This window comes from Sporosarcina ureae (assembly GCF_029267015.1).
Lineage (GTDB): Bacteria > Bacillota > Bacilli > Bacillales_A > Planococcaceae > Sporosarcina > Sporosarcina ureae_D.
In genome coordinates this window covers 1-11971 of the sequence record NZ_JARIEA010000033.1, presented here as the reverse complement: position 1 = coordinate 11971, position 11971 = coordinate 1, and the positions used below count along the sequence as shown (strand labels likewise).

The window sequence follows — 11971 nt, the reverse complement described above, 5'->3', positions numbered from 1 at the left end:
TTGCGATTAATGATCAGGCGGAAATTGTGTTAGTGAATCAAGCGGCTATTGCGCTTTTCCGTTCGGCGGGTGTAGAAGGCAATCCTCTTGGCAGGTCGATTCAATCCTTTGTTCCGTCACTTCCTCTGCAGCAGATGCTCGAAGATAAAAAGCCGCAGTATGATCAAGAGCTGAAGTTAAATGGACTAGATGTCGTAGTGACGCAAGTACCTGTAATTTCCAATGATCAGTTAGTCGGCGCACTTGCTATATTCCGTGATAAATCCGAACTCGCTTCCCTAGTGGAACAACTAACTGGCGCTAGAGTATATGCGGAAACATTAAGACATCAAACACATGAATTCATGAATAAACTACACGTCATCATGGCGATGGTTCATACGAAATCCTATGATGAGTTAAAAGAGTATACGTCTTATATTTCAGATGCGTACCAAAAGGAAACAGGTCTCGTATCTAGACTTGTCAAAGATCCTGTTATTGCGGGCTATTTAATGAGCAAATTAAGTGAATCACGGGAATCAGGCATACTTATCAAGTTAGATGGAGACCATCCACTGCCTTCATTACAAAAGATGGAGCATATGGACAAGATCATCACTATACTAGGAAATTTACTCGACAACGCTTGCGACGCAGTAAGTGAACAAGTCGACGGTGAGGTTCAATTGACTCTGGATTACGTAGAGTCACATTTACAATTCAGCGTACGAGATAATGGGCCGGGGATCTTTTTAGAAAATATAGAAGAAGTATTTGAACAGGGGATCTCGTCCAAAGGAGAAGGGCACGGATATGGATTGTATTTAGCTAAAATCGCATTGGATGAATTAAATGGCGAGTGGACGGTATCTTCTACGAAAGGGAATGGGACACAGTTTACGGTTCGTGTGCCATATACAGGTGAAGAATGATGATTCGAGTGTTAATAATTGAAGATGATCCTATGGTGGCGAAATTTAATGGGATTTATTTAGAAAGCATTCCAGGCTTTACAATAGCAGGCTTTGCGAAAAATGTAGTCGAAGGTCGGAAATTCATGGAGTCTTCGCCAGTGGATCTCATTTTACTGGATGTCTATATGAAAGGACCGACTGGACTCGATTTATTAATGGAACTTCGAAAAGAAGGCGACTCGGTAGATGTGATTTTGATCACGGCGGCTAATGATAAAGACTCTGTACAACAGGCGCTTCGCTATGGAGCCGTTGATTACTTGATTAAGCCATTTACTTTTGAGCGGTTTCAGAATGCCTTGCTGCAGTTTAAAAAGCAATTTTATTTGATGAATCAGCATGACGAAATTAGCCAGGATGAAATTGATAATTTGCTTCATGCTTCTGATCGAATAAACAGTGACCTATTTGAATTGCCGAAAGGTCTGACGAAAACGACATTCACTCGTATCGCCAAGAAAATTATCGCATGGCAAGGAATTACCTTTTCTACAGCGGAGCTCGCAGACGATATTGGAGTTTCAAGCGTATCGACGCGAAAGTATTTACATTATCTAGTGGCACATAAATTAATCGATACCGATGTAGTGTATCAGGAAACAGGTCGTCCGCTAACGAACTACCGACTTCTTCCTGGGAAAGTGCATATCCTTCAATCACTCCTATGTGAATAATTCACGTTTCATGACTAAGCATCCGAGCAATACGGCGAGAGAAGTTCGCTGTTGCTCGTGTTGCTTTTTTTAGTTACAAAAGTATTTACTTAGTTACGCAACGTATATTTCCTGAATTATCTCACTTATAGTCTTCTATGAAGAAAGCGTTTTCGGAGGGATAACAATGAAGGAAATGGCATCAACTACCTGGCAAAGATTATGGCGTTCACATAATCAGGCAAAAGATTTATTGAATTTCTTTTCACATAAGAAAAAACTAACGACCGTACAAGATCACGGACAAGTAGGTGGGCAACAGGCTTCACCCCAACCCCCTGATCAGAATTCGGATAAAAGTACGTCCTATTCCACCGTCCAACGCGTCGGTCTAATTCTAGGTCCGCTTTTATTTATTATTATGATGTTCTTTTTATCTCCTGAAGGGATGAATCCGGCAGCGAAATCGGTGCTTGCGGTGACTTTGTGGGTGGCGACTTGGTGGATTACAGAAGCGATTCCGATTCCCGTCACTTCGTTGCTTCCTATCGTTTTATTACCGTTAACAGGCGCTATGGAAGCGGATGCAGTAACTTCTTCGTACGGTAATGATATTATCTTCTTGTTTTTAGGTGGATTCTTTATTGCCACAGCGATGGAAAAATGGAACTTACATAAACGACTTGCACTTGGTATTATCGCGTTCATCGGTACAGGAACGCAGCGGATTTTGCTTGGTTTCATGACAGCGACTGCATTTTTATCGATGTGGGTTTCCAATACGGCTGCAGTTATGATGATGATTCCGATGGGCTTGGCGATTACCGCTCAGGTGGCAGCCGCTTTAAAGGGCACACCGGAAGAAAAAGAACTGCCGAAGTTTGAAAAGACGCTTATTTTCGGTATAGGTTACGCAGGAACGATTGGTGGACTAGGTACGTTAATAGGTACACCACCCAATATTATTCTGGCGGCACAAGTAAAAGAATTATTCGGTGTCGAGATATCCTTCGCAGGTTGGATGCTTATCGCAGTACCTATTGTTATAATTCTCTTGTTCTCCACATGGATCTACCTGGGACGATTTGCTTTTAAGATGAATATTAAAGGTCTTCCTGGTGGAAAAGAAGTGATCCAGGAAGAACGGAAAGCATTAGGCAAGACGACATTCGAAGAGAAAGCAGTGGGAACTGTTTTCGCATTTGCGGCATTTATGTGGATTACACGAGAATTCCTTTGGATTAACATTCTTCCGTCATTAAAAGATGGCATGATTGCGGTAATAGCTGCAGCCTTGTTGTTTACTATTCCAACTTCCAAGAAATTCGGCAAACGTATTCTAGGATGGGAAGATTCCAAGGAAATTCCATGGGGCATCTTGTTGTTATTCGGTGGAGGACTAGCGATCGCAGCAGGATTCCGTGAAACGGGTCTATCTGAATGGATTGGATCGCAATTGACGGCTTTGGAAGGACTTCATATGATCGTCATCATTGCGGCTTCCTCGTTCCTTGTTCTAGCTTTGACGGAGTTCACTTCCAATACAGCGACCGCTACAATGATTCTACCTATATTGGCTGCTCTAGCATTAACAATGAATATCCACCCGTATGCATTGATGGTACCGGCTGCAATGGCTGCAAACTGTGCATTTATGTTACCAGTAGGTACACCACCAAATGCTATCATTTTCGCTACGGAGAAACTCCGCTTAAGTGAAATGGTACGCGTTGGATTTATCATTAATGTGTTTGTGCTGATCCTCATTGTATTAGCCGCCTACTTCTTGCTACCACTACTTTGGGGCATTGATTTGCATGTAGTACCAGAAGAGTTTTATGCGAATTTTAAATAATAGTAAATGAATAATTTTCGTAAATAGTTAGATTCTATAGTGAGTGCCAGGTTCTTAAACAATGAATATTGTTTGAGGAGCTGGTGCTTTTTTTAACTATAGAGGTATCAGAACATCACACAGCTATAGTAGAGAAATATAGAATCCCAAAGGAAACACATCTCTTTCACAACCTAGTACCTTCACATACATACTTATCAACATGAATACTTAACCGTTAAAATTTGACTTGACATTCAAATTCTGAAAACTTAGAATGTAAACACAACGAGATGTGGCAATGTGAAGGAAGTGAGAAATTCATGTCATTACGAGAGAAGAAAGTGGAAAAGAAAAAAGAAGAGATTCGGCAATCGGCTATGAGTGTGATTGCGGAAAAAGGATATCATGCTACTACGATGGAAGACATTGCAGCGAAGTTACTTATGACGAAGGGGTCCGTTTACTATTATTTTAAAGATAAAGAAGCACTAGTGTATGAAAGTCACAAAATACTTCTAGAACAAAGTATTGAGCAACTTAACGAAGTGTTAGCGGAAGAACTTACTTCTATAGCGAAGCTTCGGAAAGCTATGATTGTCCATATGGAATATGTCATTACAGAAAGAACGGACTTCTTTATAGGCGCTAAGCCGGATCAAGTTTTCGTAGGAGAGCATTTACAGGAAATCATACGTCTGCGAAATGAATACAGTGATTGCATGGATAGCCTGATTAAACAAGGGATTCAAGATGGTAGTTTTGCAAATGTAGATAGTAATATTGTGAATAATATTATCCTAGGTGCCATGAATAATGTGGTGATTTGGTATTCTCCAAAAGGTAGTAAAAGTATACAAGAGTTAGCCGATTCGATTGCCGATTATTTATTGAAGATCTTAGTCTAATATCGTAAATCCTTAAGACGAGAAAGGGAGAGAATATTTTATGAACATTGATCACGTATCAGCGGTTATTACAGGAGGCGCATCAGGATTAGGCGAAGCGACAGCACGTGAGATCGTCGCGTCTGGCGGAAATGTTACGATTTTTGATTTGCAGGAAGATCGAGGGAATAAGTTGGTGAAGGAGCTTGGCGATCATGCGACATTCGTAAAGACGGATGTCACTAGCGCAGAAAGTGTTCAAGCTGCATTAGATCATGCAGTGAGTACTTTTGGCACGATTAATGCAGTCGTCAATTGTGCGGGAATTGGTGTCGCAGAGAAAACGTACAGCGGCAGAAAAGGTGCACATAACTTAGAGAACTTCAGTAAAGTCATTCAGATTAATTTGATCGGAACGTTTAATACAATCCGACTCGCTACCGAACATATGGCGAAGAATGAACCGAATGATAAAGGAGAAAAAGGAGTTATTGTGAATACAGCATCTGTGGCGGCATTTGACGGACAGATTGGCCAAGTAGCGTATGCAGCATCGAAAGGCGGGATCGTCAGTATGACATTGCCGCTTGCGAGAGACTTAGCATCTGAAGGGATTCGCGTGATGACCATCGCACCGGGTTTGTTCGAAACACCGATGTTTGCTTCATTGCCAGAGAAGGCAAAAGAATCTCTTGGAGCGATGGTACCTTTCCCTTCGCGGCTAGGCTACCCCGAAGAATATGCGCAACTAGTAAAAGGTATCTTCGAAAATACGATGCTAAATGGAGAAACAATTCGCCTGGATGGTGCAGTTCGCATGCAGCCGAAGTAAGGCGTTATGCGTAGAAACTGACCTAATTGTGTTTGATAAAATGTAAGGGCTTACAACTATATTGAAGGAAGAGGGATAGGCATGAGAGAAGCAGTAATTGTGGAGTGGGTAAGAACGCCAGTAGGAAAAAGAAATGGTGTATTGAGTACCGTGCGGGCTGAAGATTTGGCAACCAAGCCGCTGGCAGAAGTAATCAAACGGGCTGGAATCGATGCCGGACTAGTAGAGGACGTAATCTTCGGTTGTGTATCGCAAGTAGGGGAACAATCCTTTGATATCGCACGTGTCGCTGCTTTGCAGGCAGGATATCCAGTTGAAGTACCGGGAACTACAGTGGATAGACAATGTGGATCAAGTCAACAGGCTGTACATTTCGCGGCGCAAGCGATTATTAGTGGAGATATGGATGTCGTCGTAGCAGGAGGCGTCGAGAGTATGTCCCGAGTACCAATGGGCAGTACTCGTCTAGACGTTGCATTCAGTGAAGAACTTACATCGAAATATGAAATGGTTCACCAAGGTGAGTCAGCCGAAAGAATTGCTGAACAATGGGAGATCACAAGAGAAGAAATGGATCGTTATTCACTTGAAAGCAATGAGAAAGCTATCACTGCTCGAAAGGAAGGTAGGTTTGATAGCGAAATCATGCCAATCGAGGTCACACTTCCTGACGGTACGAACATGACTGTAAAGGATGATGAAGGACCGAGGGAAGATACGACGATGGAAAAGCTCAGCAAGTTGAAAACTCCTTTTAGAGAAAATGGCGATGTGACGGCAGGAAACTCGAGCCAAATCAGCGATGGTGCCAATGCGATTTTGTTGATGTCACGTGAAAAAGCAGAAGAACTTGGATTGAAATCGAAGTTTAAAGTACTCACGCGTGTAGTCGTAGGTTCCGATCCAACACTTATGCTGACAGGACCAATACCTGCTACGCAAAAAGCATTGGAAAAGTCGGGACTGACTATGGAGGATATTGATGTGTTTGAAGTAAACGAGGCGTTTTCTGTTGTGACGATCGCGTGGTTGAAAGAAACAGGTGCAGATCCAAAGAAGCTAAATCCAAACGGTGGAGCAATCGCTCTTGGTCATCCGCTCGGTGCAAGTGGCGGACGTTTGATGATCACGATGATGAGTGAACTCGAAAGAACAGGTGGCCGCTATGGTTTGCAGACAATGTGTGAAGGTCACGGCATGGCCAATGCGACAATTTTGGAAAGGTTGGAGTAACTGCTTATCACGCTAGTAAAGACGTAGAGAGGAGGGATTTCATTGCCATTAGACGCTATTCGGGTACTGGATTTATCTCGCTTATTACCAGGGCCATACTGTTCAATGCTTCTTGCAGATTTTGGAGCAGAGGTGATCAAAGTGGAAGAGCCTAACGTGGGTGATTATGCGCGGGCGGAATATCCGAAGGTAGGGGAAGATAGTGCGCTGTTTCATTCATTGAATCGTAGTAAGAAGAGTATTTGCCTTAATTTAAAAGCGGCAGAGGATCAAGCAAAGTTCTTACAGCTTGTGAAAGATTCGGATGTGGTGATTGAGTCATTCCGACCTGGCGTAATGAAGCGGTTGGGGCTGGATTATGAAACATTGAATGAAATGAACCCAGGTCTAGTGTACTGTGCGATCACGGGTTATGGGCAGGAGGGTCCGTACGCGGAGATGCCGGGACATGATGTGAATTTTCTCAGTTACGCGGGATTGCTGAATATGATGGGGGAACAAGGAGGTGCGCCGCAAATTCCAGCCACACAAATTGCGGATATTGGTGGCGGAGCATATCCAGCAGCGATGGGAATTCTGCTTGCATTGTTTGAAAGACAGAAGACAGGCAAAGGCCAAATGGTCGATATCTCCATGATGGATGGGGCAATATCCTGGATGCCAACATTCTTCCCGAACTTTCTTGCGTCGAGGCAAGAGTCAAAAAGAGGCGAACTTGATTTAAGTGGAAAGCTTGCTTGCTATGCAGTCTATGAAACGAAAGATCAAAAATGGTTGTCTGTCGGCGCACTCGAACCGAAATTTTGGCGTGAGTTTTGTCAGGTGATTGGCAAAGAAGAGTTCGTCGCAAAGGTCCGTGATCCGATTGATGTGCAGACGCAGATGAAAAAAGAAATTCAAGAAATTATATTGCAGAAAACACGTGAGGAATGGATGGAGATTTTCGAAGAGAACCCTGCATGTGTATCACCCATTCTTTCATTCGATGAAGTGGTAGATAATCCGCACGTGAAAGCGCGTGGCATGATTCAGGAAATAGAGGATCCCGTGCTTGGAGTAATCCAGCATATCGGTACGCCTATTAAGTTATCGCGAACACCAGGAAAAATTAAAGGCGCTGCTCCAACTTTAGGTGAACATACAGAAGAAGTTCTTCAGGGATACTAGAAAAATCGGTAGGCGGTATGTAAACGACAGGAAGTTTAGTGAGAGAAAGGGGACAACAACAATGGATATCGGATTATCACTTTCCCGTAACGCGCGCAGAATACCTGAGAAAACGGCAGTTATTTATGAGGGTCGAAGTTATACGTATCGCGAACTCAATCATGAGGTGAATAAACTTTCACATGGACTGATTCAGCATGGCGTGAAAAAAGGTGACAAAGTCGCACTTATGATGAAAAATTCAGATAAATTTATCATAGTCTACTATGCCATATTGAAAGCTGGAGCTATTACAGTACCCGTGAATTTCCGCTTAACCGCTACTGAAGTGTCGTATATTTTGGATGACAGTGATGCAAGTGTTGTGCTGTTTGATGAAGAGTATGCTTCGTTGATCGATCAAGCAACAGCCACAAATAGCAAGATCGATTTGAAAATCACAACTGGTGCTACAGCAATAAGTGACCAAGTCCTATATCAAGATGTAGTACAAGATCGTACAGATGATCCTGAAATCTCTGTCGATGAAGCGGATGATGCAGAAATATTATATACATCCGGTACAACTGGCTATCCAAAAGGTGCGTTATTTGATCATCATCGCGTGCTTCACGTCGCCTTTAACACTTCTTTAATCCTCAAAATCAATCCCGATGACATATTGCTTCATGCGGCACCGTTGTTTCATTCTGCACAATTGAATTTATTTCTAGTACCAGGAATTTATTTAGGCTGCACGCAAGTCGTCCATCAAAACTTCGAACCTCAAAAAGTATTACAAGCGATCGATCAATATAAAATCAGCTTCTTCTTCGGTGTTCCGACGATGTATAACTTCTTGCTGCAAGTTCCAGATAAACAGCAATACGATCTTTCTTCTGTTACACGATGTGGATATGGTGCAGCGCCGATGCCTGTCGCTTTGTTGGAGCAGATCATGAAACTTTTCAGTACCGACCAGTTTTACAATATGTGTGGTCAGACAGAAGGGGGACCAGGTGGCGGTGCTTTTCTTCTGCCAGCAGATCATAAAGACAAAATCGGTACGGGAGGAAAAGCTTCGCTGAACACGGAAATACGCGTGGTGGATGATGATGATGAAGATATACTCCCTGGTGAAGTAGGAGAATTTATTATCCAAAGCGAGATGGTCATGAAAGGCTATTATAATAAGCCCGAAGAAACGGCGAAAGCGATCCGGAACGGTTGGCTCTACACTGGTGATTTGGCGACGATCGACGAAGACGGCTTCGTTACACTAGTAGACAGAAAGAAAGATATGATCGTTTCTGGAGGAGAGAATGTCTATTCAACGGAAGTGGAGCAAGCGCTGTATAGACATCCTCAACTGCTAGATTCCACGGTGGTCGGCTTACCGGACCCAGTGTGGGGCGAGAAAGTAGTCGCGATCGTAGTGGCGAAGAAAGACGAGACGCTCGATTATGCAGAGTTGAAAGCGTTCTGTAAAGCCCATTTAGCGGATTATAAAGTACCAGTTGAATTTATCGAAGAACAAGAGATACCTAGAAATGCATCAGGGAAAGTGTTGAAATATCGTATTCGGGAAGCACTAGTTTCCAATCGACCTGTTAATCCTCACGTATAAAAATAGAAGCTTTCTTACAGGAGAGTAAAGGAGTGGCGAATGCATGAAGCGACCATTTATGACGGAAGAGCATGAACAGCTCCGGAAATCAGTGCAGAAATTTTTGCAGAAAGAAGCCGTACCTTATATAGATGAGTGGGAGAAAGAACAGCAAGTGCCTCGATCATTTTGGAAGAAAGCTGCCGCCCAAGGGTTGATCGCACCGTCTGTTGAAGAAAAATATGGCGGAATAGGCGCGGATTTTGGCTATGCTGTCGTCATTAGTGAAGAGTTTGAAAAAGTGGCAAGCGGCATCGGTGGAATTGGATTGCATAATGATATTGTCATCCCCTATATACAATCGTTTGGTTCGGACGAACAGAAAGAACGTTGGCTCACGAAAGCTGTAACCGGAGATATGATTAGTGCCATTGCCATGACGGAGCCAGGCACAGGTTCCGATCTCGCTGCGGTAGGGACGACTGCGATAAAAAAGGGAGACCATTATATGATTAATGGGGAAAAGACATTCATCACGAATGGCTCTTCTGCCGACTTCGTCATTGTCGTTTGTAAAACGAATCCTACCGCGTCACCTGCTCATAAAGGCATTAGCTTGCTCGTAGTGGAAGAAGGAATGTCTGGGTTTACAAGAGGGAAGAAGCTCAATAAAGTAGGACAGCATGCGAATGACACGAGTGAATTGATTTTTGAAGATGTAGCGGTTCCGGTAGAAAACCTTCTGGGCGAGGAAGGGAAAGGCTTCTACTATTTGATGGAGAAATTACAGCAAGAACGCTTGATGTGCTCCATTCAATGTATAGCTTCTGTACAGAAAATGCTAGATATTACGTTAGCGTATGTAAAAGAGCGACAGGCTTTCGGCAAGCGGATCGGTGATTTCCAAAACACGCAATTTAAAATGGCAGAGATGCAAACGAAGGCAACCATTGGTCAAACATTTGTTGATCGTTTAATTATCGAACATATGCAAGGCAAAAACGTCGTAGATGAAGTATCGATGGCGAAATGGTGGACGAGTGATTTGGCACAAGACGTGGCGATTCAGTGTATGCAATTTCATGGTGGCTATGGCTATATGGAAGAATACGAAATCGCTAGAAGGTATCGCGATGTGGCGGTCAATTCGATTTATGCCGGGACGAATGAAATTATGAAAGTCATTATCGCGAAGAATATGGGTCTTTGAAACGAAGCAGGCGAGTAGGATGGATCAACATAGTAGAGTACAAAAAACGCGATGAACTCATCGCGTTTTTTATATTAAGGCTGAATCAATACTTTGATACAACCGTCTTCTTTCTTATCGAAAATGGAATAAGCGTCTGCTGCGTCTTCCAATTTCACTTTATGTGTAATAATATCTGTCGGATCGAATTCTTTTGCTTCGATCTTTTTAAATAACTCAGGCATTAAGTGAATAACGGGTGCTTGTCCCATTTTCATGGAAACATTGCGTGTGAAGAAATCACCCAGTGGGAAGTTGTTGGCGTCTGTCGCATAGACTCCAGTCAATTGCACCGTACCAAATTTCCTTACGACTTGTGAAGCTGTGACAATTGGGCTGATCGTTCCAAATTGGTTATCTCCACTAGATCCGAATGTTTCGCCTGGTTGTACAGTTCCATCCATTCCTACACAATAAACTATTTGTATTTACAATATGAAAAAGACGCACTTCATTATATAATCAAAGTAGTTCATGTATTTACATAAAGATACTAGTATATAGAAAACATAGTTGGAGGCCAAAGTTTGTTACAGCTCATCATTTTCTTCATCATTTGGTACCTAGTCGGTAGCATATTGCCTGCGCTCTATGTAGGAAAAAGTAAAGGACTGGATTTGCGTGCAGAAGGTAGTGGCAATCCAGGAGCGCGTAATGCAGGGAGAGTGCTCGGTAAGTCGATGTTCTTTGTTGTGTTGTTTCTTGATGCGATGAAGGGGGCATTGCCGATCATGGTTATGCGTGCACTTGGATTCAGTCCGGCTATCATGTTGTTGATGCTTTTCGCGGTCATACTTGGGCATTGTTTCCCGCTGTTTCATCGCTTGCGTGGAGGGAAAGGGGCGGCTTCTTTACTCGGCGGTATGATCGTCTTTCAGCCACTTGTTCTGCTGTTAACCCTTATTTTTTCGGGTCTGTTGTACTCGTGGATTCGTAAGAAAACGAAAGCCGCTGTGCTTGGACTGTCGGCCATTATTCCGGCTGTGTTTATTGGCTACGGTGAATGGGCGGGGATCGTGGCTATCTGTTTGGTTGCGCTAGTCATCTATACACATCGTAGTTATTTCATTATCTAGCAAGGGAGGCAATCAGTATGACATATTATTATCGGCTTGCCGCACTTCCACAAGATGCGGAGCGAATTCATCAGTTGAATTATCGGGCGTTTGTGGAAGAAATTCCGCAACATGCATCCAATGAACAGCGTTTGTTGGTCGATCCGTTTCATGAAGAAAATACATATATCGTTTGTTTGAAGGACAATGAAATTGTTGGGATGTTGGCGTTGCGTTCGGTTCGTCCGTTTTCATTGGATAAAAAGATTGGTCCGATTGAGGAATGGCTTGAACAAAAGCCACAGCATCCTGTAGAAATCAGATTACTTGTAGTGGAACGAGCACATCGTCGCGGTCGTGCATTTTTTGGTTTGATGCAAGGGCTAGTGAATTGGTGCAAGCAAGCGGGATATGATGCAGCGGTGATTTCGGGTACAGTGCGTGAGCTGAAGCTTTACGATCATATGGGCTTTGAGCCATTTGCCGATCCGGTCGGTACGGAGGAAGCGAAATATGTGCC

At 43.1% G+C, this 11971-nt stretch carries 11 protein-coding genes and 1 pseudogene; 11 read left to right on the top strand and 1 reads right to left on the bottom strand.

From position 1 onward, the window contains the following. The 9 genes from Q7P97_RS04970 to Q7P97_RS04930 all read left to right on the top strand — a co-directional run. Positions 1-914, top strand: a 914-nt coding sequence (locus Q7P97_RS04970; protein WP_303967405.1) for an ATP-binding protein, incomplete at its 5' end; no start/stop codon positions are given. Further along, positions 914-1630: a response regulator gene (locus tag Q7P97_RS04965; protein WP_303967401.1), complete on the top strand. Its 717-nt coding sequence runs from the start codon at positions 914-916 to the stop codon at positions 1628-1630. The genes Q7P97_RS04970 and Q7P97_RS04965, both read left to right, overlap by 1 nt. Positions 1631-1796: 166 nt before the next feature. Then, positions 1797-3464 (top strand): SLC13 family permease, encoded by a 1668-nt coding sequence (locus Q7P97_RS04960; protein WP_303967398.1) that lies wholly within the window; start codon positions 1797-1799, stop codon positions 3462-3464. A 302-nt stretch (positions 3465-3766) separates the two neighbouring features. Beyond that, a complete protein-coding gene (locus Q7P97_RS04955; protein ID WP_303967396.1) occupies positions 3767-4351 on the top strand; it encodes a TetR/AcrR family transcriptional regulator in 585 nt (194 codons plus the stop codon). Between the two features lie 40 nt (positions 4352-4391). Further along, complete coding sequence (locus Q7P97_RS04950) at positions 4392-5162, top strand: 3-hydroxyacyl-CoA dehydrogenase (RefSeq protein ID WP_303967393.1); 771 nt, start codon at positions 4392-4394, stop codon at positions 5160-5162. A gap of 81 nt (positions 5163-5243) precedes the next feature. Beyond that, a complete protein-coding gene (locus Q7P97_RS04945) occupies positions 5244-6395 on the top strand; it encodes a thiolase family protein (protein ID WP_303967390.1) in 1152 nt (383 codons plus the stop codon). Between the two features lie 42 nt (positions 6396-6437). Continuing rightward, positions 6438-7562 (top strand): CaiB/BaiF CoA transferase family protein, encoded by a 1125-nt coding sequence (locus Q7P97_RS04940; protein WP_303967387.1) that lies wholly within the window; start codon positions 6438-6440, stop codon positions 7560-7562. A 61-nt stretch (positions 7563-7623) separates the two neighbouring features. Beyond that, entirely contained in the window at positions 7624-9168 is a 1545-nt protein-coding gene (locus tag Q7P97_RS04935) for a class I adenylate-forming enzyme family protein (RefSeq protein ID WP_303967385.1), read from the top strand. Between the two features lie 43 nt (positions 9169-9211). Beyond that, positions 9212-10357, top strand: coding sequence for an acyl-CoA dehydrogenase family protein (locus tag Q7P97_RS04930; RefSeq protein WP_303967382.1), 1146 nt, complete (start codon positions 9212-9214; stop codon positions 10355-10357). A gap of 74 nt (positions 10358-10431) precedes the next feature. On the opposite strand, the pseudogene Q7P97_RS04925 reads toward Q7P97_RS04930, so the two are convergent. Next, positions 10432-10818 (bottom strand): annotated as a pseudogene (locus Q7P97_RS04925) (glutathione-dependent formaldehyde dehydrogenase); the annotation flags it as partial. 105 nt (positions 10819-10923) lie between these two features. On the opposite strand from Q7P97_RS04925, the gene Q7P97_RS04920 reads away from it, so the two are divergent. Beyond that, positions 10924-11472 (top strand): glycerol-3-phosphate acyltransferase, encoded by a 549-nt coding sequence (locus Q7P97_RS04920; RefSeq protein WP_303967379.1) that lies wholly within the window; start codon positions 10924-10926, stop codon positions 11470-11472. Positions 11473-11489: 17 nt separating this feature from the next. Beyond that, a partial coding sequence (locus Q7P97_RS04915; protein ID WP_303967376.1) for a GNAT family N-acetyltransferase occupies positions 11490-11971 on the top strand: 482 nt, incomplete at its 3' end.

What these genes read in the sequence shown, in the direction of transcription:
- Q7P97_RS04930 (WP_303967382.1), top strand. Translation starts at nt 9,212, where the DNA reads ATGAAGCGACCATTTATGACGGAAGAGCATGAACAGCTCCGGAAATCA.
- Q7P97_RS04945 (WP_303967390.1), top strand. Translation starts at nt 5,244, where the DNA reads ATGAGAGAAGCAGTAATTGTGGAGTGGGTAAGAACGCCAGTAGGAAAA.
- Q7P97_RS04960 (WP_303967398.1), top strand. Translation starts at nt 1,797, where the DNA reads ATGAAGGAAATGGCATCAACTACCTGGCAAAGATTATGGCGTTCACAT.
- Q7P97_RS04965 (WP_303967401.1), top strand. Translation starts at nt 914, where the DNA reads ATGATTCGAGTGTTAATAATTGAAGATGATCCTATGGTGGCGAAATTT.
- Q7P97_RS04935 (WP_303967385.1), top strand. Translation starts at nt 7,624, where the DNA reads ATGGATATCGGATTATCACTTTCCCGTAACGCGCGCAGAATACCTGAG.
- Q7P97_RS04950 (WP_303967393.1), top strand. Translation starts at nt 4,392, where the DNA reads ATGAACATTGATCACGTATCAGCGGTTATTACAGGAGGCGCATCAGGA.
- Q7P97_RS04955 (WP_303967396.1), top strand. Translation starts at nt 3,767, where the DNA reads ATGTCATTACGAGAGAAGAAAGTGGAAAAGAAAAAAGAAGAGATTCGG.